Here is a 23444-nt window from a genome sequence, read left to right as displayed (position 1 = left end):
GCCACAAGTGACGATCGTGACCGGCAAGGCCGAGGCTCGCCGAAGATTGCAACCCGGTACAGCCGGCACGCTGCGGAAGATCTGGGAGCATCGCGCGGACTACGCGTATGTGCTCCCGGCGATCGCCGTGATGCTCATCGTCATCGCCTATCCGATCTACTACACGGTCGAGCTGTCGTTCTTTAAGACACCGCCTGGTCTGCAGCTCCGCGACAAGACCTTCATCGGCTTCGACAACTACACGACGATCCTCACCAGTCAGGTGTTCTGGAAGGTCACCTGGAACACACTGATCTGGACGCTGGGGTCCACTTTCATCTCCTTTGTCCTGGGGTTTGCAACGGCGCTGGCGCTCCACCGCGACTTCATCGGCCGTGGTGTCATGCGCGCTATCCTGATCATCCCTTGGGTCATCAGTGCCGTCGCCGCCTCCTATATCTGGAAGTGGATCTACCATTCGGACTTCGGGATCATCGGCGCGGTGCTGGTCGGCCTCGGATTGGCCGACCGGCCGCCGAATTTCATCGACAATGTCAGCACGGTGCTGCCCTCCCTGATCGTCGTCAATATCTGGCGCGAGTTTCCGTTTGCCATGATCATGATGATGGCCGGCCTGCAGACAGTCCCCGACCAATTGCTGCGCGCCGCAAAAGTCGACGGTGCCAGTGCATGGCAGCGCTTTTGGCACGTCACCTTCCCGCACTTGCGCAACGTCTCGGTGGTGACGATGCTGCTGCTCGCAGTGGCCAACTTCAATTCCTTCATCATCCCTTGGATCATGACCGGCGGCGGGCCGTCGAACGCATCGCATATCTGGATAACCCACATTTATGAGCTCGCCTTCGGACGGCAGCGCTGGGGCGTGGCATCGGCCTATTCAGTGCTCCTGTTCCTCACACTGATGACACTGGGCTACTTCTACGTCCGTGCGCTAAGCGGCAACGAGCGGAAAGAGGGGAGCGCATGAGCACGATTGCCGAGACAGCCTCTCGAGCCCCGACCCGTCGCCGCATGCGCGTCGACGGTTGGCGGTGGGCCGGGCGCATATTCCTCGTGTTCATGCTGCTTTTTACTGCGTTGCCGATGATCTGGATGCTGATCACCTCGATCAAGTCCGGATTCGCGGCGACGCAATTCCCGCCGCAATGGTGGCCGGACGAGCCTACCCTCGCCAGTTACCAGAAGCTGCTCGATCCGCAGAACAGCGTCGGCCAGGATTTCCTCCGCTTCTTCTGGAACAGCCTTTTCGTGTCGACCGTTACGACAATCCTTTCGGTGATCGTGGCTGTCCCTGCGGCCTACGCGTTTTCGCGCTTCAGTTTCCCCGGCCGGAATTTCCTGTTTTTTGCCGTGCTGCTGCGCAATATGTTCCCGGCGGTGATCTTTCTCGTGCCACTCTTCATCCTGATGCGCGCGATCGGGCTGGTGAACACGCACGGCTCGCTGATCCTCACCTATCTCACCTTCGGCCTGCCGCTGGCGATCTGGCTGCTCAAGGGCTTTTATGACAACATCCCGGTGCAGCTGGAGCAGGCGGCGCGCATCGATGGCGCCACACGGTTCCAGGCCTTTATCATGATCGTGATGCCGCTCTCGACGCCGGGGATCATCGCCACCGCAATCTATTCCTTTATCGGCGCGTGGAACGAGTACATCTACGCCTACACCTTCCTCTCCAAGAACGAGCAGTTGACCCTTCCGGTTGGCATCCAGCGCTTCTTCTCGGAAAATACGACGGACTTTCCGGGCCTGATGGCGGCCAGCTTCATGATGAGCGTGCCCGTCGTGGTGCTGTTCCTGGTCCTGCAACGATACTTTGTACGCGCCCTTACAGAAGGCGCGGTCAAGCACTAGGGAGTTGCCGATGGCCCACGTGGTCCTCCAAGATCTCGTCAAGAGCTATGGCGGCTTCAAAGCTGTCAATCACGTCTCGCTGACGGTCAATGACGGCGAGTTCGTTGCGCTCGTCGGCCCTTCAGGCTGCGGCAAGACAACCACGCTCAATCTCGTCGCCGGGCTGACCCCGATCACATCGGGCGACATCATCATCGGCGAGCGGGTGGTCAACGACCTCGACCCCAAGGACCGGGATATCGCAATGGTGTTCCAGAACTACGCGCTCTACCCGCAGAAATCGGTCTACAAGAACCTGGCGTTCCCGCTTCAGATGCGCAAACTCCCTAGGGACGAGATCGACAAGAAGGTCAAGGAAGCGGCGCGGGTGCTCGACATGACGCATCTGCTCGAGCGCAAGCCGCGCGAACTTTCGGGCGGGCAGCAGCAGCGCGTGGCCCTTGGCCGTGCCCTCGTCCGCGACCCTGCGGTGTTCCTCATGGACGAACCACTCTCTAACCTCGATGCCAAACTGCGCGTACAGATGCGGTCGGAGATCAAGCGCTTCCACCAGGACCTCAAGGCAACGATCATCTATGTGACGCATGACCAGCTCGAGGCCGTGACCATGGCTGACAAGATGGCGGTGATGAATGGCGGCTACCTGCAGCAATACGATTCACCGGCGCAGGTCTTTGCCCATCCGGTGAACATGTTCGTCGCCAGCTTCATCGGCAGCCCGGCGATGAGCCTTATTCCGCTGGAGGCATCGACGGCAAACGGCAACACGGTGTTGACCGGCGCCGAGGGCTGGCGCCTTGAGCTCTCGCCGCGCAATGCCCAGAAGGTCGCGAGAGCGACGACCAAGAAAGTCGTGCTCGGCGCACGTCACTCGACGATCAAGCTCCACAAGAGCGCGGTCCCCGGTTCCATTCCGGCCAAGGCCTACACGGTGGAACCGACCGGAGACGTCACCTTCGTGCAGGCGTTTCTGTCCGGCGCCATCGTCAACGTCAGCGTGCCGCCGAACATTGCCGTCTCGCCGGACGAGCAGATCTGGCTCGAGTTCGACCAGGAGCGGATGCATCTGTTCGACGGCGAAACTGAAATGGCCCTCAAAGCCAACTGAGATAGGGCCGATGCGTGTGGAACGTGGGCGTGGATGACTGAGAAGCTTAAGATCACCGCGATCAAGCCCTATCCGGTTTGGGTAGGAACGCGCAACCAGATGCTCGTCAAGGTCGAGACCAACCAGGGCATCTTCGGCTGGGGCGAGAGCGGCTTGAGCGGTCGCGAGAGGGCCGTGGCCGGCGCGGTCGAGCACTATCGCGAGTTTCTCATCGGCCGCGACCCGATGCAGATCGGGCGGATCTGGCAGGAGGTTTATCGCAGCCAGTACTTCGAAGGCGGGCGAGTCCTGCAGGCGGCGATTTCCGCCATCGACATCGCCCTTCACGACATCAAGGGCAAGGCGCTGGGCGTGCCGGTCTACGAGCTGCTAGGCGGCAAGCAGCGCGACCGCGTCCCCACCTTCGCCTCGACCGGCGACGAGGCCGAGGGCGATGTTGCCATCGAACGGGCCCGCGAACTACGCGCACAGGGGTGGCAGGCGATCCGCTTCTTCCCCTTTGGGCAAAACAGCAAGGACATCTTCGAGCCGCGCGAGTCGATCGGCGCTACCGCGGGTATGCTGAACAAGGCGCGCGAGGCGCTGGGCGACGACGCCGTTCTCGGCATCGACTATCATCATCGGCTGTCGGTGGCAGAGGCGGCGAGCTTCTGCAACAAGCTCGGCCGCGGCGTGCTTGATTTCCTCGAGGAGCCAATACGGGACGAGACGCCGGAGGCCTATGAATCGCTGCGCACGATGACCGACATCCCCTTTGCCATCGGCGAGGAATTTGCCAGCAAGTGGCAGTTCCTGCCCTACATCGAGCGCGGCATCCATCAGTTCAACCGGATCGATGTTTGCAATGTCGGCGGGCTCACCGAGGCGATGAAGGTCGCTGGCTGGAGCGAGGCGCACTATGTGGACCTGATGCCGCACAATCCGCTTGGTCCAGTGTGCACGGCCGCTACCGTGCATCTCGCCGCCGCGGTACCCAACTTCGCGTGGCTCGAGACCAGGGCGCCCGAGACAAAGCTGGGCTTCGACAATTCCGACTTCTTCCCCGTGCAACCACGGCTCGACGGGACCGATTACCCGGTCGGCGATCTGCCGGGGCTCGGCGTCGAGGTCAACGAAGTGGCGGTCCAGGCGCAGAGTTGGCGTTTCTGGGAAGCGGCTCACCTTAGGCGCCGCGACGGTTCTGTTACGAACTGGTAGTTCCATTCAATCGGAGTCCACAATGACGCATACGTCCGACATTACGCGGCCGCCTAAAGACCTGATCGACGCGCTAAGGGAGATCGGCGCCGCGACGATTGCCGGCACACTTGGCCACATGGGCTTCCGCAATCCGCACATGGTCGGTCCGGTGGCGCAAAACCACGGGAAGTCGATCGTCGGGCCGGCGCTGACGCTGCAGTTTCTGCCGCAGCGGCCGGACCTGTTCACCGAGGGAGAATATGCCGATCCGGAGACCCAACTTCACCGGCACGTGCTCTACCACGCGCAGGAGGGCGATGTGGTCGTGGTCGACGCGCGCGGCGACATGAGCTCGGGTGTCTTTGGCGATATGATGTCGACTTATTTCAAGGGCAGGGGCGGGGCGGGTATCGTCATCGACGGGTGCATGCGCGACCGGCCCAATGTCGAAAAGCTCGATCTACCCCTATGGCTGCGCGGCTGGACGCCAAACTATCATGTGCAGACCAGCATCTATCCCTATGCCGTCAACGTTCCGATTGCCTGCGGCGGTGTCACGGTGATCCCCGGCGACATCATCGTCGCCGACGACGACGGCGTGGTGGTGCTTCCCGTCGTGATGGCCCCGAAGGTGATCGAAGAATCACAGAAGCATCACGATTGGGAGGAGTTTTCGCGAGCCAAGCTCATGGAGGGCGGCCCATTGCAACGCTACTATCCGCTGCATGACGATGCCCGCGGGGAGTACGAGGAGTGGCGCAAAGCAAATCGCTTGGAAAACCCGAGTTAGCATCAACTACCTCGTGGCGGGGCCGGGGAGTCGAGTTTCGTCGTCGGGCGCCCACTGCACTGCACTGAACGATCGAGACGGTCCGGCTCCCGCCATCTCGTGCGGGCACCAAGCGTTACACCATGCGGACCTCCAATGGCTAACCGGAAGCCTCATCAGCGCCTAGAAGCTGACGTAGCACCGGGCGTTCGGCAGCCGAGTTCCGCGACGATCGACGCCATTGGCGAAGGCGTGACGAAGCTTGTACGGGCTGCTGCAGAGTAACCTCATGTATCGCCAAGACACGCCACGAGGCGGCTGCTGATCCTTCTCGCAGCGCGGATCACCTAGTCTCTAGGCGCGTCGAAACGCGTTTTCGGCGTCCGCCGGTACGAGGCACGATCAGCCTAGTCTAGTTCGAAAGAGCTCCTGAAGGCGACAAACGGCGGCAGGCTTAACAGAAAATCAGATGTCGGTTCAATTTCGCTCGCTGTCCCCAATGACTAGGTTCTGAACCAGGAAGTCGATGAAGACGCGCATCTTGGCAAGTGGAAGCCGGGTCGCTGGCCACACCACATGAATCGGGATCGGCGGTTGTTCGAACGCTGCCAGGATAACCTCAACCGCCCCGTCGTCTACCAGGTCTCTTACTTGCCAGAGTGGTACCCGACCGATGCCCAACCCCGCAGCGACCGCCGCATGGCTTGCGGCGGCATTGTCGACGTGAAATCGCGCACCCACATTGACGCTCAGCTGCTTGCCGGCTTCCAGGAATTGCCATTTTCCAGCATCGCGGTCGGTGTTGCGGAAGATGCACTGATGGTTCGCTAGCTCCTTCGGATGTTGTGGCCGCCCGTACGTGGCGAAATACGACGGAGCGCCGAAAACGACGAGACGCGTCGCTCCAAGGCGCCGGGCCTTGAGATCGTAGTCGCGGAGTTCCCCGATGCGAACAGCAAGGTCGAGTTCATCTTCAATGAGATCGACGAATCGGTCCGACAGTTTGAGGCCGACCTCGATCCTCGGATAGCGCTCCATGAAGCGGGCCACGACGGGTACCAGGTAAGTGGGGCCGAAGAGCACCGGCGCTCCTACTCTTAGGAGTCCGAAAGGTTCGGCACTGCGCTTGCCGGCTTCGGCCTTTGCTTCGACAATCTCAGACAGTGCCGGTTTCACCCGTCGATAAAAGTCGTGGCCTGCCTCAGTCGTTTTCGTGTTGTGGGTGGTTCGGCGGACCAATTCGACGCCGACGCTGGTTTCAAGCGCGGCAAGCGACCGGCTGACAGATTGCAAGGAGCGGCTGAGGTGCCGCGCCGCGGCTGAGAGATTGCCGCGCTCCACGACAGCGAGAAACGCCTCAATGTCTCGAAATCCGCCCATGATGATCTCTCAAATTTAGAGAGACCATATCACATTTTCCGCGCCTACCATCCGAAAAGCGGAACTCGATATTTCACTCGATGGGGCAGGGACGCCACCTCGCTACGAAAGGAAGAACTCATGTCAGAACCCAAGACACGAACTGTTCTGGTTGTCGGTGCGTCCGGCCGCAGCGGCGGCTTCGTCGCGGCCGAGCTTGCCCGGCGGGGCATAGCGGTGAGGGCGTTGGTCCGCAGTGAGTACGCTGCTGCGACGGCACGCGCGAGCGGAGCGACCGAAATTGCTTCAGGTGACCTTCGAGATCCGGAGAGCCTAAAGGCAGCGCTGAGAAACGTCGACGGAGTCTATCATGTCGGACCGCCGTTCGTGGCCGATGAAGCGGACCTAGGCATAACCATGGTCAAGGCCGCAAAGCGTGCCGGTATCCGCAAGTTCGTTTTCTCTTCAGTTATCCACCCGGCGAACGGACTTGCAAACCACGCAAGCAAACTGCCCGTTGAGCAGGCCATTCTCCGCGCGAATTTGGATTACACCATCCTCTATCCGGCGACGCTGTTTCAGAACATGGCAGCTGCTTGGAAAGGCGTGGTGGAAACCGGCGTCTTTGCCGAGCCGTTTGCGAAAACGGCGCGCCTGGCGCGTGTCGATTACCGCGACGTCGCCGAAGTGGCGGCCGAGGCCCTGACGTCCGGCCGGCTCGCCTACGGCTCTTTCGAGCTTGCGGCAGAAAGTATGCACGATCGCGTTGAAATTGCGGGGATGATGAGCGTCGCCCTTGGCCGGCCCGTGGAGGCAGCCGAGGTGACGTTCGAGCAATGGACCGCTGTCGCGAAGCCGCCCTTCCGGGGGGAGCAGCTTGCTCAGCTCGAACGGGTATTTCAGTCCTATTCCGACTTCGGTTCCGCCGGAAACACCCTGACCTTGCGTGCCATCCTCGGACGCCAGCCCCGCACGTTGCATCAGTTTTTCGAGGAACTTGCTGCAGCGTCGCGCGGGGCGGCCGCGGCCGCCTGATCTCATCGACGCCTTCGGCCATTTTCTCCCAAAGAGGGTATCTCCGATGTCGGTCTCCCAATTGATCTTCCAACTCGTGCCACGGCGCAGACACGGAACGTCATCTCTCGATTACCCTGGCAGAAGCAATGCCTCTGCCACCGAGGGCCGCTTGGTCCCAGTTTTCACCGCCGCCATCGCCGCAATCGTATTGAGCCTCTATGCCTCTCAACCGTTGCTCGGCTTGATTGGGACTACATTCGAGGTTGGTCCGGAAATGGCGGGGTTGGTTCCGACCGTCACACTGCTTGGTTACGCAGCCGGACTGATCTTCCTGGTCCCGCTCATCGATCTGATGGAGAACCGTTGGCTTATCGGGCTGACACTTGTCCTCATGGTGCTTTCGCTGATTGCCAGCGCGCTTGCCCCAACGGCGGCACTTTTTCTTGTCGCCTCGACCTCCGTCGGCATCACCTCCACGGTCGCGCAGATGCTCGTTCCGGTCATCGCGAGACTGGCGGCGGAAAAAGATCGGGGCCGCATCGTGGGCACGGTGCAGAGCGGCATCGTGGTGGGCGTCCTCCTGTCGCGCCCGTCCGCAAGCCTGGCTGCCGAGTTTCTTGGATGGCGTGCATTCTATGGTATCATGGCCGTACTGGTTGCTGTGCTCGGCCTGATCCTTGCGCGCGTTGTCAAGGCTCATCGCCCGGCGACCGGTCTTCAGTACGGCGCTCTCATCGGATCGCTTTGGAAGCTGATCCGTGAAGAGCCATTGCTGCGCCGTCGCGTGCTTTATCAGTTCCTGCTGATGGCTGCCTTCAATGTTTTCTGGACGGCGGTCGCCCTGAGGCTTGCTGAGCCACCATTCGGGCTCGACCAGATTGGCATTGCAGCCTTCGCACTGGTCGGCATACCCGCTGCGTTGATTGCGCCTTTCACGGGCCGGATCGCCGATCGAGGCTGGTCAGATGGCGCAACGCGATTTGCACACCTGTCGGCTTTCATCGGCGTCGTGCTCATCGGATTGCCAACTTCCGGCGGCTGGGGTCTCTGGGAGGCGGATCGCTTCCCCTGGCTGTCGCTCGCGGCGTTGGCCATTGGGGCGGTTCTGCTTAATCTCGGTACTGTCGCCGACCAGGTGCTCGGCCGCATCGCCATCAACACAGTCCGACCGGAGGCGCGCGGACGCATGAATGCGCTTTTCACCGGGTTGTTCTTCTTGGGTGGGTCGGCCGGCTCCAGTCTCGCTGGAGTATGCTGGGCCCAGGCCGGCTGGGCAGGCATCAGCGGTGCAAGCTTGGTCTTTGCCTTTGCTGCACTGATCGCCAGCTCTGCGAACTGGCATCCGGGGACACCTTCGGTGCCGGGGGAAACCTCAACAAACCTGTAACAAACGAATAGTCAGCTCGCGCCGAGCTCGCCGGTGGCACAACGACGCGCCATGATGTTTGAATCCGGAGCCCACAATATGCGACGAATGAGGCCATGGCGCGGGATGCGTTGTCATCTTACCTCGTACGATGCCACTTGGTCCCGATGGCGGGCTACCTTTTCGCGATTCCCGCAAACCCGCATATTGCACCAGCGACGTTTTCCGCCCCGTGAGATGTCTACGAAGAGCCACCCACATCGTGGGCACACGCGGAGCCTTGCGCGGGGTAGCGTAAAAAACGCCTCGATGGACAAGAACGCAAGGAATGCGGTCACCAAGGCTGGGTCTTCCCATTGATCAGACGCCAGAGCGAGCCGTGTCCCATCCCACGCGACTTGCTGGGCTCCCAACCTGTTTGCGGCGCGTGAGCATAAAAGACCAAGCGGTTGCGAGGGAGGCTCCAGATTTGAGGCGATCGCGTCGAAGAGCGCGTATGACGATTCCCGTATGTCACGAACTTCGTGGAGGAAGTGCCGATCCCGTATCTCGGCAACGGCCACTGCTTCCTGTTCGTCTGCCAACCCCGCGGCGAGCAACCACGTCCCGATATCGCGAGGGGAGTTGAAGAGTTCATTGTGCAGGGGCGGGTTTCGCCGGTCATACACGGCGTTCGAAAGGTCGAGGGCGGCGTGGCCGCCTATGAAGTGCTCTGGCACCCAGGCCGTGGGATCGGGCGACAGGGAACTTAACCTTTAATATTCCGTTACATGGTTACAAAACGTAACCGGATTGACCAATTTATCAGGTTTCTTCGCTCGCTGCAAACCAAAGACGGAAAACGGCCATGCTGAACGTTCATAAAGCCAAGCATCATACGGTCGAAGTGGACGGGGTGAACTTGTTCTATCGCGAGGCGGGGCGGCGCGATGCGCCCGGTGTCCTGCTGCTCCACGGCCAGCCCAGCTCATCGTACAGCTTCCGCGACGTCATCAACCCGCTGGCGGAAGTGGCACGGGTCGTCGCGCCCGATCTGCCCGGGTTCAGCTTCACGGAGGCGCCAGAAGACTATCCGTATACGTTGGAGGCCTTGGCGCAGACGATCGACGCGCTGACGCACGAGATCGGGCTGGAGCGGTTCTTCCTCTACGTCCACGACTTCGGCGCACCCGTCGCTTACTATCTGGCGCTCGCCCGCCCCGACCGTGTGCTCGGACTCATCATCCAGAATGGCAATGCCCACGAGGAGGGCCTCGGTCCGGACTGGGACGCGAACAAGGTCTATTGGGCGGATCCCACTCCGGAAAACCGCGCGAAACTCGCGGAATGGCTGAACTTCGAGGGCGTGCGGCACACTTATGTCGGTGACATCCCGGATCAGCTTAAGCCGCTGTTCGCGCCCGAGGGCTGGCATCTCGATTGGGAACGGATGCGCAGGCCGGGGCTGGTCGAGATACAGTTCCGGATCTTCGCCGAGTATGGCCGCTACGTCGCCCGCTTTCCGGAGATATCGGCCTATCATCGCGATCATCAGCCGCCCGCGCTCATGCTCTGGGGGCGGCACGATCCGTATTTAGAGTCGAGGAGGTACTCGCTTATGCCCGCGAGTCGATCACCTGGACATGCACATCCACGACACGGCGCACCTCCTGTTCGAGACGCACCCTCAGGAGTGCGCGGCCCTGATGTGTGAGTTCATACTGAATGCTCAATCAAGCTCAGGACAGTTTGCTCGACAAATGCGATGACGGGCCTAGGCTGGCGAGCGATACGACGCGTTCGTCGCCGCGGTCGGTCGACGGCTCACCAGGGGCCCGAAGCTGCGCCACGAGATTTCCGAGGACATCGTTGATGGGCGGTCCGATCAGACGGCCATCTGCAGCTGGCGGGGCAATCCGTCCAGTGCTAACGACAAGATACGTTCACAGCCATGCCTCCATGCCAGGTCGCCTGCGATCGACCAGACAAAGGAGACTAGCGGCGGCGCGGCTACCAGCTTTTCTTGAAAGCCCGCGGTTCTGCGCGGTACGTGCGCCATCGAGCCGTGGCAGAGAATGTTGGGGCAGGGTCCATTGGCGGTGGGAGGAACCCACATCCAACCTTCTCCAGCTGAGAAACTGCCTCTCGTGCTTGACCGACCTAGTGAGCTGGGGATCGCAGTCGAAACGAGAACGCGTCCGCCGAACATCATTGCCTCGGGGCGAAGCGGCTGACCAGAAGCGAGCGGCGAAACCAGCCCCGGGCAGCGTTTCTAACCTGTGTGTCGGACGTGTGTGGACTCAGTCGTTCGAGTTTGTCCATGGGGAATTAGGCCGGCCGCAAGTGGATAGGACCATGAGCTGAGGCGTTGCTGTGCGCTGTTTTTTGACATTTCGACCTTGCGGTGTCGGATTGTTTGTATGCAAACCAGTTTCAAGACGCTATCTTCCTCATCCTCAACGGAAGATTCTGGGAGGAATGCATGGCTCGGCATGAGCAACATGCCGTTGAAATCGTTAGGGACAAAGAGTGGTCGGTTCGCGTCACGGTCAGCGGCACCACTACCACGGTCCCTTTTACATCTGAGAGCTACGCGCGTTCGTTTGCAGACGGTCAGGCGTTCCGGCTGGGCGTTCAAGTGGCAGAGCTCATGAAGGCGGCCTAGCTGCACGCTTTTTTGTCCCAAATTGGTGACAGGTGGCTCCGATCAGCCCGCGTTGGGCCCGCTCAGAGACCTGGGCTGTCCGCCGAAAAGGCGACGTTGAGCGCCGCGCCGGCCGCTGGTTGGTAATTGGGATGCTTGCCCGGTCGGCGAGCTTGCAGTTCATCGCGCAGGACCTTCGCGGCGTCGTGCCTTTAAGATTTGCGCTTGTAGGCATGCTATACGAGCGGGTGGTCAAGGCTTTGGCCCGCGAGCAATCCAGCCGGATTTGTTTGCTGACCGGAGGAGAAATTCGGCATGAGTCACGTTGTATCGCTTCATGGCGATAAGCGCTGGAAAGCTGTTCTCGTCTACGACCATCAGAACGGCCCCATTACGATCGAGCACTATTTTGAAGAGATTTCCGAGCTTCATAACGTCATCGAACACGGCCCGGACTGGAACAAACTGATTACGTGCACGGTGACAATCAACCGGACGGACGGCGGCGAGGAGCAGAACAGCAGGAAAAAGAGGCGCGTCATGAACATTGGTGAATCGCGGAGCGCTTCCTCCGGGTCGCCGAGATCGAGCGCTCAAGTCATGTGTATGTCGGGCCGGCGACGCTTCGTGCGCAGCAGCTGCCCTACATCCACACCGACGCCGACAAGCTCAGCTGGCGAAAAGAGGTGGGCGACAAGCTCGATCCAAAGGCTGACCCGCTGGCGGAGAAGCGAAAGGCGTTCTGGGACCGCATCGGCACCATGCCCCCGGCCCAAGAGATCAGCGAGCTTGAGGCCCTTGGATCTGGCCCAGGCGAGGAGCGCTCCAACAAGTCCTTCTGCCCGTTTAGGTAAGTAGCCTCGCACGGAAGCATCAAGCACCGTAGCGGAAGGTTGCCTCGCTGGAGGATTGCTATATGGGAAAGCAACTTTTATCTGCTGCCACAGGAATCTTTCTATTCGTAGGTATCGGAACCGCCGCCGCTCAGGACGTCATCATTCAGCCTGAGCAAGACATGGTGATCCGGGAATATGTAAAGAAGAAGCCGATAGCATCCCTGAGCCTTCCCTGTGCTGAGCTCAACATTGGCACCGCTCTGCCCGACACAGTCAGAGCTTTACGAAGTGCCGGACGTTCAGTACCGCTATGTAGTCGCCGAGGGACGAACCGTCCTGGTTGATCCAGGTACCCGCAAAACTTTTAAGATCTACGACTGATTTTCTACCTGAAGCCCGCCGTGCCGAAAAGGTGCGGCGGGCTTTTTGCGTTCAGCCGATCCAAGCAACTGATCGGGAAGCCTTTCGTTTCGTAGAACCAAAACCGGTGACAATCGTTTCGTAACTATGGCGATCGCCTGATGGAGAAAACCATGGACTGGAACCGCGTGGAAGGAAACTGGAAGCAGGTCAAAGGCAAAGTTAAAGAACAGTGGGGCAAGCTCACTGATGACGATCTCGATCTAATTGCCGGAAAGCGTGACCAGCTCGAAGGCAAAATTCAGGAACGCTACGGCATCGAAAAGGACAGGGTCCGATCCGACGTCGATGACTGGTACAGCCGCCAATCATGGTAGCGGACGATGCGCCCGCCGCCGGCATACGGCGGCGGGCAGCCTCACGGAACGCGCGAGATGCCGCGTTTGGTTCCAAAGTCGCCAGGAGCTATGTCGGGTTCTTCATGCTTACTGCCATCAATACTTCCGGTACTCCGGCAAGCGACGAGGTCGATAGCTTCGTCATCCTGCCACCTTCAGGGGCTCGGTCCGAAGCGGTGTTGCGCGAGGTCGAAGCATTCCTGAAGGCCTGCTTCCCGGAATATGATTTTCTTGCAAACGGCTGCGGCACGCCGTTCGACGATGACTACCAAATCGTGCCAATCCGTTGCGTTTGCGGCGAGGAGCCGGGCACGTTGCGCTTGCTCGACTTTCCTGACCCGTCCATCATGATGGGCATCGCTGCCGCTCTGAAAAGTTTCAGGCCAGGGCAGCCGCCGGCGCTGAACTAGAGGGACGGTCGCGCCGCCGGGCTTCCTTTGCGCCCCGCCATCAAATACGAGGAACGCGACGGCTTTTCCGCTCGTTGATCCTTTATGCCCTCTACCTCGATTCGCAAAACGGAGTACGATCCCGAGCGGAAGGTACTTTCGGTGTGGTTCGTGGCCAGCGGCAAGCGGTACGAGTTTGAGGGTGTTCCGCCAGAGACCTTTGCGGCATTCAAAGCCGCGTTCGCGAAGGGCCGCTACTTTAACGACCACATTCGCAATCATTTTCCGTACCGCTTGATTGCGAGCGATAGCGACCCGGGATGACCTGACATGTCGTGGCGAGGTGGCGCTAAGTGCGACCAGTCCTTGGGACCTCGTCCAGGAGACTTGGACCTTTGCTCGGTGGCAACTGGCCGTCGGGAGTGAGCTTGTCCACTGCGTCAGGGAGTTCTCTTGTGAGCCGATCGAGAAGCTCGTCATGGGACAATCCGGTCTGCTCGGCCAGATCGTTCAACGTTTGCGGGTCGATTGCTTTTTCAACCTGCTCCCGCTGAACGGGTCGGTTTGATCCTTTACTTACCCACGAATCAACCTGGTCGCCGGCACCTGCATTCCTGAGGCGGTCCAGGATGTCGCCGAGGCCGCCGGGCGAGCCGGCACTATTGGGATCTGTCGATCTCTTTCCCGCGATCAGCTCGCCGATCTTGTCCTTGTTCTTGTAGGCAAGCAGGCCAAGCAACGCTATGGCGACCTTTCCTATGTCAAGGCTCATTTGTCGTCTCCTTCATCCAAAAGGGACAAGGCATGCGGCTCTGAAAGGTTCCGCCGGGTCGGATCTCCCACCGGAATTCCGGGCCAGCCTCGCACATGTTGTATATTAGCATCTGCGGAACTTTCGGCCCTTTCGCGTGTTGGTGCCTGTACTCCGGCCAGACAGCAAATTGTGATCAGCTGTTGGTTGCACTTGGCCCGTCGGCTTCGGTCGGCGGGCTTTTGTTGTCTTGGGCAGAACCCCCGCCTGCGACGATGGTTCGATCAAGCAGCACCGTGCCGCCAGCCGCATAACGGTTCGTTAGGCATGTTGAGGCGGTGATGGGACTATCTCCAAACGTTCCATCGACCGTCTTCCAAGCGCTCGGTAGGCGGGCAGGCATGCATCATCTCCCAATGGGTGTCGCCCTCGCCATTTCGCTTGCATTCGGTATAGTCGTGACGGCGGTTGCCGGGAAGGATCAGTCGGAAGGCTGCAGCACGTGGTGCTCATCGGTCCTGGGCGATGTTCCCATGAGGGGCCCGCGTCACGATGTAGAGGCGGAACCGGACATCGGGCACTCCGAGCCCTAAACAGAGGGCCGTAGCACCCCCTGGACGACCGCGGTGCGCTGAGCCTCGATGCCCAGTCCCGAGCGGCCTTACCGCCGCGTGGAGACACCACTGCGCTCGGCAACTTGACCTCCCCAAGGGTGCGCAAACTGCAAACCACCGTTTGGTGGCGCCAAGCGTCTAAGACCCCGGGCCCCGGTAAAAAGCGGAGCCAATGATTAGATGGCTCTAGTCGGGAACAAAGTCGACTATCCATGATTTTGTACGTTGCCCTGAGTGGCAGGACCGATAGCTATCCAACGGGTGTTCCATGGATTCTCCAACGTTGCCTCCGCCACCTCCGACTGAACTCAGCCAAACACTGAAACGCAATATCCAAGCGATTGAGGAGCGCCGGGCGAAGGAAGCAAGCGATGCAACTTTGGAAGAGAAAATCGCTGAGGCGATTACTTCTTTTACGGGCAGTATGCGTTTCGTGTACCTTCACTTGGCCGTGTATGGCGGCTGGATCGTCTTGAACTTGGGCTGGATACCGATCACTCCGCCATTTGATCCGACATTCGTGATATTGGCTATGGTAGCTTCCGTCGAGGCCATATTCCTCTCGACCTTTGTACTGATCAGCCAAAACCGGATGTCAGTTGCCGCAGATAAACGGGCGGATCTGGACCTTCAGGTGAGCCTGCTAACGGAGCACGAACTCACAAAGCTTACTGAACTTGTCGATTCAATTGCGGATCGGTTGAGTGTAAAACCAGCCTTAAGCGATATAGAAGTCGGCGAGATTAAGAGAGACATTGCGCCAGAAGCAGTACTGGACGAGATCGAATCGAAGCAGCGGGAGACTGCGAAGAAGCTGGACCAGCGCTGAAGGTGGTGACGAAGGTCACTGATGTGTCTCCCTCTAGCTCATGGATCGACGTCTCCTTCCGGCGCGCCCTGGTCTTCAGCCAGAAGATTGCTTCAGTGCTTCAGTGACGGCCCTCGACCTTCACCGCTCGCCTTGCGGTATAGGTTCTCGGTGACCCGTGCGTCGGCCTTGATGGCGACGCTCTCGAGCTTATGGGCATAGGTCGCCTTAAACCTGCTCGTCTGTGGCGAGCACGCAGGCAATGTCGCCCGTGCTAAGCCCGAAGCCGGCCAGCGCCTCCACCCTACCCGCGAGGTTCATCTGAGCGGGCCGGAAGCAGGTCAATCAGAACGAGCGCGTCGGCACCGCATGGAAGACGTCGCGAAAGCCGCGAATATCACTCGGTCAAGCTCGACGATCCAAGCTTTCCTGCTCCGATTTATGCAAGCGTGGTCGATACCCAGACAAAAAACGAGTTCTCGCTCATCATTTTCCCGCCGCGCCGCAGAGTGATCCGCCCCAACACGGAGCCCCGTCGCAAAAGGCGGGCTTCGCCACGTTCAGGTACGACACTGCTTGGAGCTCCTTATCGGGTGCAGCACGCTACGCTTTGACGAGTGCCTTGCGCGCCTTCTTCACCGGCGACTTGACGGCCGTTGCGGTTGTTGTCGCCGCCGCGGCGCGAGCAGCTCGTTTTGGTTTTTCTGCCGCTGCTGGTGCGGGCGCCGCCTTGCGCCCGAGCCCAATTGATTTCGCAAGAGCCGAGCGGGTGGCTGCGTAGTTCGGCGCCACCATCGGATAGTCGGACGGCAGGCTCCATTTCTGGCGGTACGCGTCGGGCGTTAAATTGTAATGAACTCCGATGTGCCTCTTGAGGGATTTGAACTTCTTCCCGTCTTCCAGGCAGATGATGAAATCAGGTGACACTGATTTCTTGATCGACACCGCCGGCTCCAGCTTGACTGCGGCCGGAACGACAGGCGTGCCGATCCCTTGCAAAGCAACATAGGTGTCCCCAATCAGCTTCGACAACTCGCCGACCGGCAAGGGATTGTTCGACACGTAGGCGGAAACGATGTCGGCCGTAATTGATGTGAGATCAGCCTGGTTGTTTCGGTCCGGAGAAACGTTCATCGAGTTTTCCTCTTGTCTAATGGCACGCGTTGAAACGGATGAGCTGTTTATTTCGGAATCAGGCAAACAATTCGTCGTTTCCGCCAACAAACCTCATTCGTTGCAAATATCAACCGGCACGCTTCGCTTTCATCAGCTCCAGACAAGGTTGGGAGGCGCTCGAGGTTGGCAGCCTGCTGATGAAGCAATGCAACAGCAGCTTATTCGGCGGGGTCGAGGTCCGACACAATGCCACCGATCGGCAGCGGCAGGAACGAGGCCCAGATCACTGGGCCCGCTGTCTGAGAAGTGCCAGGTCAGCGTCCCATTGACGTCGAAGGCTACAGCCGGACCGGTCTGCGCGACACGCGCATGAGCCCGCGGAAGCAGCGGCGATGATATCGCCGAACTCTCGCGCCCTCGGCATCGCCAGGCAGACATCCCCGGCTGTTCGGGTGCCTCGGCGCTTCAGAACGGCCATCCAGCATCCGGAGTTGGTGCGCAATCTGATCGTGATTACGATAGCGTTCTGGCGAGCTTTTCTCGCTTGACGCTTTGCCACGGGTGCGTTTTTCTCTTGGGCCATGCTCAAGCCCTTGCTAGACACCGACGTTGCCGACGAGGCGCCTGGCTACGACGAAGAGCACCTGCTTACCTTTATCCGCCTGCTTGATGCTTCTGACGAAGGGGCCGATTGGAGGGAAGTTTCTAGGATCGTTCTGCACGTGGATTCGGACAAGGAGCCGGAGCGGGCCTTCACAGCCTGGCAGACGCATCTAGCGCGCGCGCACTGGATGACGGCTATCGATATCTTCTTTCCGGTGGCGCGCTGCGAAGCCAGGATCTGGTGAAAGTCACCGCGATGAAGATCGGAATGGTATGGACGGCTCGTTTGAACGGCATTTTGAAGTCCCAAATTTCAGTAGCTAAGCAGCGGCGCGGGTATGATCTTTCACAAACCCGCGCACCGGGTACAGCCCAACCCAATTCCACGCCACTGGCGTGGTGCAATGCCTGATAGACCGGTCGTGCTGTAGAGTGCGGCGTGTTTTTCACGGTCGGTCGCACAACTCTTCAGCTTGGATAGGTGAGGACAGCGCCGCCTCGGTCCAATCCGATCTTCCGAGCCTCAAACTCGGTCCTGGATTGCGCAAGGAGATGTGGCATGGTTGGTTCTGATCGGATCGACAAACTGATCGCAGCGGTGCCCGCGGCCTTGGCGCTTCGCGCCGGGCTGGACCTCGGCATCTTCACCCGGCTCGGGAGCAGCGCGGTGACCGCTGACGGCCTTGGGGCCGCGCTCCAAGTCGAGCCCGATCGTCTGTCGCGGCTCCTCTACGCGCTCGCCAGCATTGGTCTTCTCGAAGTCAACGATGGTCAATTTCGCAACGGAGCCGAAGCGTCAGCCTTCCTCGACGCGTCCAAGCCAACCTATCGCGGCGGCGATCATGCCCTCCTGCGGGAGCTCTGGGGAGCCGACTTGCTGACGGCAGAGTCGCTGCGACAGAACCGGCCGGCTGCGCTGCACGACTTCTCCGAAGCGGGGGCCGAGGCCCGCGGCGGCTTTCAGCCGCAGGCTCGCACCGGGCGGGGTGATTTTCGGCCGACATTTGGCCCGGGAGATGGACCTCTCGGCGATCAGTTCGGTGATCGACATCGGCGGGGGCTCCGGGACCATTCTTGTCGGACTTCGGGAGCGGTGGCCGCAGATTGCGGCGACGCTGATGGAGCTCCCAACGGTCGCAGCGGTCGCGCCAGCGATCCTGTCAGAATACGGTGCAGACGACGTGGTCGTCGAAGAGGGGGACATAACTGTCGCTCCATCGATCGGTCGGCACGATCTGGCGATCCTGAAGGCCGTCGTCCAGGTGCTTCCGCCGGACCAGGCGCGCAGTTCGATCCTGAACGCGGCACGTTGCCTCACACCCGGAGGCGAGATCGCAATTGCGGGGTGGGGTGTCGTCGATGACGACCGCCTCGGCCCGCCTGAGGGTGTCTTTCTGAATGTCACTTTCTTGAACCTCTATCGCCACGGCGAATCGTACACTGAAGGTCAGTATCGCGCGTGGATGACCGAGGCTGGATTCCGGGATATTTCGAGGTCGCGCCTGGCGGACGGCTCCACGCTCTTTCGTGCGCGCCTCACGGGCTGACCGTGGCTGAATCGTTGATTTTCGGACGCAGGGATCTCCGAGGCGCCCCGCGACTTGATTGCGGTTGCGGCTGTCTTGTCGCTGCTGCCGCCCGAGCAGCTCGTTTTGGTTTTTCCGCTGCAGCTCTTGCTGGCGCGGCCGCCGTTGGTGAACAACCGGGTGGCCGGTTCGGTACGCGCAGCAAACTCCCCCTCCGATTGCTGCATTGGTCGGTGGCACCGATCGCAGCCTGCTTCTGACGCCCGCCCTGATACTGCCGTATTAAACGCAGAAGCCTACCGAGATTCCAATTTACCTTTTTCCCAGCCATCTGCGGCAATGGACTCTGTTCCCCAATGTGCCGCCACGTGCGGATGGCTATGTTCGAAGTAGCGGCGTCCTAGGTTCGGATAAAAGGAGTGGCCTGATTTGTTGCGTGCGAGACCTTTTCCCATCGTGGCAAGGATTGCTTTTCTGGTCACACTGGCCGGTGTCCTCGTGCTCGCGCTCTCACCGGTGTGGCTTTTGCAGAATTTTGGTTTCGGGTTCACCTCTCACGATGACAAGCTCAATCACGCCGCAGCGTTCGTCGTGTTGACGGCTATCGGCAGTCTTGGTTGGCCAGAGCACAGAGCAAGGCTGATAGTTTTTCTCGCCCTTACTGGCGGCGCGATCGAGATACTGCAGGGCATGCAAATAATAAGTCGCGACATGGATATCTTCGACTGGTTTGCCGATTGTGTCGGCATCGCGTGCGGGCTCGCGATTGCAAGCTGGACAAAGAAATTAGCTGACGGCTTCTCCTAGAGGTCGCATCCTGGCAAGTACGGGCTGGCCGCGTAAAGTACTTGCGCGGTGAATAGGATTTGCGGCACGCTTCGCTAAAGGATTTCCGCGAGGAGAATGGGATGGCCGTAGCTAAGAAGGACTCGGAGTCCCGGAACTAGACGCATGAAATACGTCATCGCCTCGCTGTTCGGCGCCTTGCTGCTGTTCGGTTTCATCGCGTTGGCTGGCGCTGGCCACGGGTGGATCGCGGGCGCGTTGAGTTGCCTGCCATTAGCTGCGGTCTCGTTTGCCGCTTGGCTCAACGCACTGCGCACTATACCTTCACTCCATATCGCTAACGGATTGCTTGTTACCGCATGCGTCGTGCTCGTAGGTACGGCGTATGGAACGCTATCAGAAGGCGCACGGTACTTCCTTGATTATTGGCACCTGCAAGGTCCCCTGGCCGGGCCGGTTATCGCCCTCATCTATTTCAACTGGGTCTTCGCTTGCGGGCTCACGTGGTGGCGTCGCCGCGCAGAGACTTAGCTTTGCATCGCCCTCCCGGGAACCCACTAGAGAGGACCGACGAGCAAGAAGACCATCGCTCGGCAATCGCAAGCTCCGCTTCCGTCCTCGCCTCTCTTTCTGGGTCCATATTGTCGGCGGCGATGAGCCGTCGCGGGGATTGCATGATTTCGCCTCGCGTCCATCCGGCCCAAGCAGGCAACCTACGATGGCTTGGAATCCCGGCCCCATGGCCTCCTGGCAGTATCTCGCGATCGGCACGCCGTGTCGTCTTGGCGGCGTGATCATCCTCGCTCCCTAGAGATACGCTTAGCCGGCACGCTACTCGATGATCTTCACAACCACGTTTTCACGGCTTGCTTCTGCGCGCGCGTAGTCGATGCTAGCGTTATAGTCCGCTTTAGGGCTGGCGATTCTTTCAGGGCGCTCTGCTGGACCGGCGATGATATGGGGAGGCGCTCGCAAATCGCGCCCCACGCGCGGGTTGATCGGTTGATCAACATCAAATCGTGAATATGAGAAATGCGCTAACTGTGACGGCGGTGGTCACCGTGGCTCGAGTGTCAGCAGATGTGGTAAGGTTGAGTGTCGGCGAGTAGCAGAGGTCCAGCAACAATGACTTTGAGGCGAACCAGAGCTTACGGCGCATCCGGCTTGGCTCTAGCGGTTTGCACTGTGTTTGCTTGGCAGAACGCCACTGCTGCTCACAATTGCGACGCAGCCGCGACGCTTGGCGTTAATTGGCACGAGTGTGACAAGAAGCTTCTCATCCTAGAAGGACAGGACCTGAGCGGGGCGAACCTGTTCGGTGTTGATTTCACTTCGACCGACCTCAGGAACAGCAATCTCCGTGCGGCAAATCTTGAGAAGGCAACGCTTGTGCGTGCTTCCCTGGCCGACTCGACCGCCAAAGGCGCCCGGTTCGACAGAATCGAGGCCTACAGGACCGACTTCAGCCGTATGGACGCGCAGGGCGCTGTGTTTGCGAGCGCGGAAATGCAGCGCTCGAATTTCCAGGGCGCCAATCTGACCAATGTTGATTTCACAAAGGCAGAATTGGGGCGTGCGCAGTTCCATGACGCCGATATCAGCGGCAGCCGCTTCTCGTTTGCCAATCTCGCACGGGCGGACTTCCGAGGAGCGACGTTCACCGCGCCGATAGACTTTGACCGCGCCTTTTTCTTTCTGACCCGTATCGAGGGTGTCGATCTTTCCAATTCGGCGGGTCTGTCCCAGTGGCAGCTCAACATGGCTTGCGGAGACGCCCGGACCGAGTTGCCTTCTGGCTTGACGAGGCCTGAAGATTGGCCCTGTCAATTCCAGCAGGAATAGTTGTCGGCAAGCGAACTGCGGCAATGCTGCACCCGACAGGATTCGAACCTGTAACTTCTGCCTTCGGAGGGCGCAGATCCTCCGCCAAAGTGGCACGTTTCTACGGTATTGCTATTGGCGAAATCGCGGCAGCTACTGGTGCTGCTGGCTTTGCTCTGTGGACCCAACGCAATGGATGAGCTGGCGGCTTCCAAGAAAAATCGACCGAGTTCATCTGTCTCTCCCGTGAAGAAGACGATCCTCCGCAGACTGGGGCCGGGCCTCATCACTGGCGCGTCGGACGATGATCCATCCGGGATCGGCACCTATAGCCAGGCGGGGGCCCAACTCGGGTTCGCAATCGGATGGACGATGCTGCTGACCTATCCTCTGATGGTCGCGATTCAGGAAATCAGTGCGCGCATCGGAAGGACCACCGGCCACGGCATCGCAGGCAATCTATGCCGCCACTATCCGAATTGGCTTCTACAGTCCATCGTAACTCTTCTGTTCATCGCAAATACCGTCAACATCGGCGCCGATCTCAGCGCCATGGCCGATGCGACGAAGCTTCTAATCGGCGGCCCGACCGTTCTCTATGTCGTCCTGTTCGCAGCCATTTGCGTAATTGGAATCGTTTTCGTGAACTACGATCGCTACGCGCTCATCTTGAAATGGATGACGTTGAGCCTGTTCTCGTATGTCGCTGTCGTGTTTGCTGTGCAAGTTCCCTGGGCCGAAGCACTGGGTGGCGTGCTGGTCCCGCGAATTGTCTGGAGCAACGAGTTCTTCACTACGCTTCTCGCTATCTTCGGCACGACGATTTCGCCCTATCTCTTCTTCTGGCAGGCGTCAGAGGAGGCCGAAGAGGTCCACGCAAATCATCGCAGAAAATCGTTGTTGAGGGCTCCACGTCAGGCGGTCGACGCGTTCTCGCGAATACGCGCCGACACTCTCATAGGCATGGCATTCTCCAACGTCATCGCGCTGGCGATCATCTTCGCGACCGCGGCGACCTTGAACAAAGCCGGCATCACCGACGTCGAGACATCCGCTCAGGCGGCCGAGGCGCTGCGGCCGATCGTCGGCGATTTTGCCTTTGCTATCTTCGCTTTCGGCATCGTCGGGACAGGGTTGCTGGCGGTACCGATCCTGGCCGGCGCGGCGGCTTACGCCATTGGCGAGGCGAGACGATGGCCCGTGGGGTTGTCGCGCAGACCTGGGGAGGCTGTGGCGTTTTACAGCACTCTTGCCGCGGCCACGGGGCTCGGAGCAGCGATCACGTTCGGTCCAATCGACCCGATCAAGGCGCTGTATTGGACAGCCGTCGTCAACGGTGTCGTCGCCGTTCCGGTCATGACGGTCATGATGATAATGACAGGCCAGCCAAAGGTCATGGGCGACTTCACCGTCAAGGGCTGGCTGCGCTGGCTGGGATGGGCCTCCACGATCGCTATGGCGATGTGCATGGTCGGAATGCTCATGAGCTGGTTCATGTGACAGCCAATTGATCACCCGCCGCAGTTCGTATGGCGGTGGAAACCAGGCCGGAAGCTATCTTCGACACTCTATCAAGGTCTCGACGCCCTAGACTATCGCGCTGCCGAAACCGCAGGCTCGAGGCCGAGCCGTCCCACAACAGCTTCAACCGGCATTGGTTGCGGGTTGTCGCCGATTGCTGGACGTTACCTCGAAACGCGCGGGTGCTCTTCAGATCGGGGCGGTCGAGGCGCCGAAGGCTCAGATGACCGATGCCGACGTCGGGATTGCGGCAGACCACACGGACGAGAAACTGGGCTCGAACTCGGTTAACCAGCCGCGACCGCGGCGAGGAGCGTCCGGCGGGCTTGGCGAGGACGCCGAACGCGGCGGAAGACCAGCGGGTCGGCGCAGTATTGAGGTCGCACACGTTCAGTTCCTTCTTGAGAAACATAATTCCAGCACCGAGGAACCCGATCCCGGACCCGCGCGGCAGGACGATGCCCAAATTAATTGGCAGCCTGTTCGATCGAAATCATGGAATGTTCCTGAGAAGACAGCCCTGCGAACTCGCTCACGCCGGGTTCTCGAGGTCGAATTGCTTCGACGGCTCGTCGTAGCCGAACAACTCCGCGTAGCGCCCCAGGAGATGATCGCGCGCATCGTGTCGGCACGTTCTTCG

At 59.9% G+C, this 23444-nt stretch carries 27 protein-coding genes and 2 pseudogenes; 22 read left to right on the top strand and 7 right to left on the bottom strand.

Annotation, left to right across the window (positions count from 1 at the left end):
* Positions 1–7: 7 nt before the first annotated feature.
* From NKH89_RS32880 to NKH89_RS32860, 5 genes are read left to right on the top strand one after another with little or no spacing between them, the layout of a single operon-like run.
* A complete protein-coding gene (locus NKH89_RS32880) occupies positions 8–967 on the top strand; it encodes a carbohydrate ABC transporter permease (protein WP_352591041.1) in 960 nt (319 codons plus the stop codon).
* On the top strand, positions 964–1854 hold the full coding sequence (locus tag NKH89_RS32875; RefSeq protein WP_352591043.1) for a carbohydrate ABC transporter permease: 891 nt from the start codon (positions 964–966) through the stop codon (positions 1852–1854). The genes NKH89_RS32880 and NKH89_RS32875 overlap by 4 nt, the downstream gene beginning before the upstream one ends.
* 10 nt (positions 1855–1864) lie before the next feature.
* Complete coding sequence (locus NKH89_RS32870) at positions 1865–2962, top strand: ABC transporter ATP-binding protein (RefSeq protein ID WP_352591046.1); 1098 nt, start codon at positions 1865–1867, stop codon at positions 2960–2962.
* A 33-nt stretch (positions 2963–2995) separates the two neighbouring features.
* Positions 2996–4159 (top strand): mandelate racemase/muconate lactonizing enzyme family protein, encoded by a 1164-nt coding sequence (locus NKH89_RS32865; protein WP_352848988.1) that lies wholly within the window; start codon positions 2996–2998, stop codon positions 4157–4159.
* 22 nt (positions 4160–4181) lie between these two features.
* Positions 4182–4931: a ribonuclease activity regulator RraA gene (locus tag NKH89_RS32860; RefSeq protein WP_352911439.1), complete on the top strand. Its 750-nt coding sequence runs from the start codon at positions 4182–4184 to the stop codon at positions 4929–4931.
* A gap of 456 nt (positions 4932–5387) precedes the next feature.
* Here the strand turns inward: NKH89_RS32860 and NKH89_RS32855 are convergent, their stop codons facing one another.
* Positions 5388–6290 carry a LysR family transcriptional regulator gene (locus NKH89_RS32855; protein WP_352911437.1) on the bottom strand — a complete coding sequence of 301 codons (903 nt, stop codon included), beginning with the start codon at positions 6288–6290 and terminating at the stop codon, positions 5388–5390.
* A gap of 120 nt (positions 6291–6410) precedes the next feature.
* On the opposite strand from NKH89_RS32855, the gene NKH89_RS32850 reads away from it, so the two are divergent.
* Together NKH89_RS32850 and NKH89_RS32845 are read left to right on the top strand one after the other, a co-directional pair.
* Positions 6411–7304 (top strand): NmrA family NAD(P)-binding protein, encoded by an 894-nt coding sequence (locus tag NKH89_RS32850; RefSeq protein ID WP_352911434.1) that lies wholly within the window; start codon positions 6411–6413, stop codon positions 7302–7304.
* A gap of 46 nt (positions 7305–7350) precedes the next feature.
* Positions 7351–8673: an MFS transporter gene (locus NKH89_RS32845; RefSeq protein ID WP_352848998.1), complete on the top strand. Its 1323-nt coding sequence runs from the start codon at positions 7351–7353 to the stop codon at positions 8671–8673.
* A 113-nt stretch (positions 8674–8786) separates the two neighbouring features.
* Here the strand turns inward: NKH89_RS32845 and NKH89_RS32840 are convergent, their stop codons facing one another.
* On the bottom strand, positions 8787–9371 hold the full coding sequence (locus tag NKH89_RS32840; protein ID WP_352911431.1) for a CGNR zinc finger domain-containing protein: 585 nt from the start codon (positions 9369–9371) through the stop codon (positions 8787–8789).
* A 128-nt stretch (positions 9372–9499) separates the two neighbouring features.
* Here NKH89_RS32840 and NKH89_RS32835 point away from each other — a divergent pair, with 128 nt between their 5' ends.
* From NKH89_RS32835 to NKH89_RS32805, 7 genes and pseudogenes are all read left to right on the top strand, one after another.
* Positions 9500–10345: an alpha/beta hydrolase gene (locus tag NKH89_RS32835; protein ID WP_352911429.1), complete on the top strand. Its 846-nt coding sequence runs from the start codon at positions 9500–9502 to the stop codon at positions 10343–10345.
* Positions 10346–10409: 64 nt separating this feature from the next.
* A pseudogene (locus NKH89_RS32830) lies at positions 10410–10499 on the top strand (CopG family transcriptional regulator); the annotation flags it as partial.
* 1378 nt (positions 10500–11877) lie between these two features.
* Entirely contained in the window at positions 11878–12129 is a 252-nt protein-coding gene (locus tag NKH89_RS32825) for a hypothetical protein (RefSeq protein ID WP_352849001.1), read from the top strand.
* A 62-nt stretch (positions 12130–12191) separates the two neighbouring features.
* Positions 12192–12492, top strand: a pseudogene (locus tag NKH89_RS32820) (DUF1236 domain-containing protein).
* Positions 12493–12644: 152 nt separating this feature from the next.
* Positions 12645–12848 (top strand): CsbD family protein, encoded by a 204-nt coding sequence (locus NKH89_RS32815; protein ID WP_031194857.1) that lies wholly within the window; start codon positions 12645–12647, stop codon positions 12846–12848.
* 200 nt (positions 12849–13048) lie between these two features.
* Positions 13049–13279, top strand: coding sequence for a hypothetical protein (locus tag NKH89_RS32810; RefSeq protein WP_352496536.1), 231 nt, complete (start codon positions 13049–13051; stop codon positions 13277–13279).
* Positions 13280–13363: 84 nt separating this feature from the next.
* Positions 13364–13582, top strand: coding sequence for a KTSC domain-containing protein (locus NKH89_RS32805; protein WP_352849003.1), 219 nt, complete (start codon positions 13364–13366; stop codon positions 13580–13582).
* Between the two features lie 25 nt (positions 13583–13607).
* Here NKH89_RS32805 and NKH89_RS32800 read toward each other — a convergent pair whose 3' ends face one another.
* Positions 13608–14030 carry a YidB family protein gene (locus tag NKH89_RS32800; RefSeq protein WP_023721812.1) on the bottom strand — a complete coding sequence of 141 codons (423 nt, stop codon included), beginning with the start codon at positions 14028–14030 and terminating at the stop codon, positions 13608–13610.
* Positions 14031–14891: 861 nt separating this feature from the next.
* On the opposite strand from NKH89_RS32800, the gene NKH89_RS32795 reads away from it, so the two are divergent.
* Positions 14892–15452, top strand: coding sequence for a DUF1003 domain-containing protein (locus NKH89_RS32795; RefSeq protein WP_023721810.1), 561 nt, complete (start codon positions 14892–14894; stop codon positions 15450–15452).
* Between the two features lie 323 nt (positions 15453–15775).
* A complete protein-coding gene (locus tag NKH89_RS35925; RefSeq protein ID WP_084643003.1) occupies positions 15776–16045 on the top strand; it encodes a DUF736 family protein in 270 nt (89 codons plus the stop codon).
* Here the strand turns inward: NKH89_RS35925 and NKH89_RS32785 are convergent.
* Entirely contained in the window at positions 16035–16565 is a 531-nt protein-coding gene (locus NKH89_RS32785) for a Ros/MucR family transcriptional regulator (RefSeq protein ID WP_023721808.1), read from the bottom strand. The two genes, NKH89_RS35925 and NKH89_RS32785, sit on opposite strands and share 11 nt — an antisense overlap.
* Positions 16566–17128: 563 nt before the next feature.
* Here NKH89_RS32785 and NKH89_RS32780 point away from each other — a divergent pair.
* Positions 17129–17395: a DUF2285 domain-containing protein gene (locus tag NKH89_RS32780; RefSeq protein WP_352911424.1), complete on the top strand. Its 267-nt coding sequence runs from the start codon at positions 17129–17131 to the stop codon at positions 17393–17395.
* Positions 17396–17673: 278 nt separating this feature from the next.
* On the opposite strand, the gene NKH89_RS35920 is transcribed toward NKH89_RS32780, so the two are convergent.
* Positions 17674–17925 (bottom strand): hypothetical protein, encoded by a 252-nt coding sequence (locus tag NKH89_RS35920; RefSeq protein WP_502896973.1) that lies wholly within the window; start codon positions 17923–17925, stop codon positions 17674–17676.
* Positions 17926–17946: 21 nt separating this feature from the next.
* Positions 17947–18201 (bottom strand): hypothetical protein, encoded by a 255-nt coding sequence (locus NKH89_RS32770; protein ID WP_352911444.1) that lies wholly within the window; start codon positions 18199–18201, stop codon positions 17947–17949.
* Between NKH89_RS32770 and NKH89_RS32765 the strand changes: the two genes are divergently transcribed.
* From NKH89_RS32765 to NKH89_RS32745, 5 genes are all read left to right on the top strand, one after another.
* Positions 18137–18697, top strand: a complete 561-nt coding sequence (locus NKH89_RS32765; RefSeq protein ID WP_352911421.1) for a methyltransferase — start codon at positions 18137–18139, stop codon at positions 18695–18697. The two genes, NKH89_RS32770 and NKH89_RS32765, sit on opposite strands and share 65 nt — an antisense overlap.
* A gap of 408 nt (positions 18698–19105) precedes the next feature.
* A complete protein-coding gene (locus tag NKH89_RS32760) occupies positions 19106–19483 on the top strand; it encodes a VanZ family protein (protein ID WP_245278716.1) in 378 nt (125 codons plus the stop codon).
* A 144-nt stretch (positions 19484–19627) separates the two neighbouring features.
* Positions 19628–19993 carry a hypothetical protein gene (locus NKH89_RS32755; RefSeq protein WP_023721803.1) on the top strand — a complete coding sequence of 122 codons (366 nt, stop codon included), beginning with the start codon at positions 19628–19630 and terminating at the stop codon, positions 19991–19993.
* Between the two features lie 594 nt (positions 19994–20587).
* On the top strand, positions 20588–21304 hold the full coding sequence (locus NKH89_RS32750) for a pentapeptide repeat-containing protein (protein ID WP_352911418.1): 717 nt from the start codon (positions 20588–20590) through the stop codon (positions 21302–21304).
* Positions 21305–21475: 171 nt separating this feature from the next.
* On the top strand, positions 21476–22783 hold the full coding sequence (locus NKH89_RS32745; protein ID WP_023718527.1) for an NRAMP family divalent metal transporter: 1308 nt from the start codon (positions 21476–21478) through the stop codon (positions 22781–22783).
* On the opposite strand, the gene NKH89_RS32740 is transcribed toward NKH89_RS32745, so the two are convergent.
* Entirely contained in the window at positions 22776–23216 is a 441-nt protein-coding gene (locus NKH89_RS32740) for a hypothetical protein (RefSeq protein ID WP_198030477.1), read from the bottom strand. The two genes, NKH89_RS32745 and NKH89_RS32740, sit on opposite strands and share 8 nt — an antisense overlap.
* Between the last annotated feature and the right edge of the window lie 228 nt (positions 23217–23444).

Origin of the sequence: Mesorhizobium sp. M0923, assembly GCF_040319365.1 — a bacterium.
GTDB lineage: Bacteria > Pseudomonadota > Alphaproteobacteria > Rhizobiales > Rhizobiaceae > Mesorhizobium.
This window is presented reverse-complemented; position numbering and strand designations above follow the sequence as displayed.

What these genes read in the sequence shown, in the direction of transcription:
- NKH89_RS32850 (WP_352911434.1), top strand. Translation starts at nt 6,411, where the DNA reads ATGTCAGAACCCAAGACACGAACTGTTCTGGTTGTCGGTGCGTCCGGC.
- NKH89_RS32815 (WP_031194857.1), top strand. Translation starts at nt 12,645, where the DNA reads ATGGACTGGAACCGCGTGGAAGGAAACTGGAAGCAGGTCAAAGGCAAA.
- NKH89_RS32740 (WP_198030477.1), bottom strand. Translation starts at nt 23,216, where the DNA reads ATGTTTCTCAAGAAGGAACTGAACGTGTGCGACCTCAATACTGCGCCG.
- NKH89_RS32845 (WP_352848998.1), top strand. Translation starts at nt 7,351, where the DNA reads ATGTCGGTCTCCCAATTGATCTTCCAACTCGTGCCACGGCGCAGACAC.
- NKH89_RS32835 (WP_352911429.1), top strand. Translation starts at nt 9,500, where the DNA reads ATGCTGAACGTTCATAAAGCCAAGCATCATACGGTCGAAGTGGACGGG.
- NKH89_RS32855 (WP_352911437.1), bottom strand. Translation starts at nt 6,290, where the DNA reads ATGGGCGGATTTCGAGACATTGAGGCGTTTCTCGCTGTCGTGGAGCGC.
- NKH89_RS32785 (WP_023721808.1), bottom strand. Translation starts at nt 16,565, where the DNA reads ATGAACGTTTCTCCGGACCGAAACAACCAGGCTGATCTCACATCAATT.
- NKH89_RS32805 (WP_352849003.1), top strand. Translation starts at nt 13,364, where the DNA reads ATGCCCTCTACCTCGATTCGCAAAACGGAGTACGATCCCGAGCGGAAG.
- NKH89_RS32875 (WP_352591043.1), top strand. Translation starts at nt 964, where the DNA reads ATGAGCACGATTGCCGAGACAGCCTCTCGAGCCCCGACCCGTCGCCGC.
- NKH89_RS32755 (WP_023721803.1), top strand. Translation starts at nt 19,628, where the DNA reads ATGAAATACGTCATCGCCTCGCTGTTCGGCGCCTTGCTGCTGTTCGGT.
- NKH89_RS32865 (WP_352848988.1), top strand. Translation starts at nt 2,996, where the DNA reads ATGACTGAGAAGCTTAAGATCACCGCGATCAAGCCCTATCCGGTTTGG.
- NKH89_RS32795 (WP_023721810.1), top strand. Translation starts at nt 14,892, where the DNA reads ATGGATTCTCCAACGTTGCCTCCGCCACCTCCGACTGAACTCAGCCAA.
- NKH89_RS32860 (WP_352911439.1), top strand. Translation starts at nt 4,182, where the DNA reads ATGACGCATACGTCCGACATTACGCGGCCGCCTAAAGACCTGATCGAC.
- NKH89_RS32800 (WP_023721812.1), bottom strand. Translation starts at nt 14,030, where the DNA reads ATGAGCCTTGACATAGGAAAGGTCGCCATAGCGTTGCTTGGCCTGCTT.
- NKH89_RS32870 (WP_352591046.1), top strand. Translation starts at nt 1,865, where the DNA reads ATGGCCCACGTGGTCCTCCAAGATCTCGTCAAGAGCTATGGCGGCTTC.
- NKH89_RS32750 (WP_352911418.1), top strand. Translation starts at nt 20,588, where the DNA reads ATGACTTTGAGGCGAACCAGAGCTTACGGCGCATCCGGCTTGGCTCTA.
- NKH89_RS32780 (WP_352911424.1), top strand. Translation starts at nt 17,129, where the DNA reads ATGCTCAAGCCCTTGCTAGACACCGACGTTGCCGACGAGGCGCCTGGC.
- NKH89_RS32770 (WP_352911444.1), bottom strand. Translation starts at nt 18,201, where the DNA reads ATGTCGATCACCGAACTGATCGCCGAGAGGTCCATCTCCCGGGCCAAA.
- NKH89_RS32745 (WP_023718527.1), top strand. Translation starts at nt 21,476, where the DNA reads ATGGATGAGCTGGCGGCTTCCAAGAAAAATCGACCGAGTTCATCTGTC.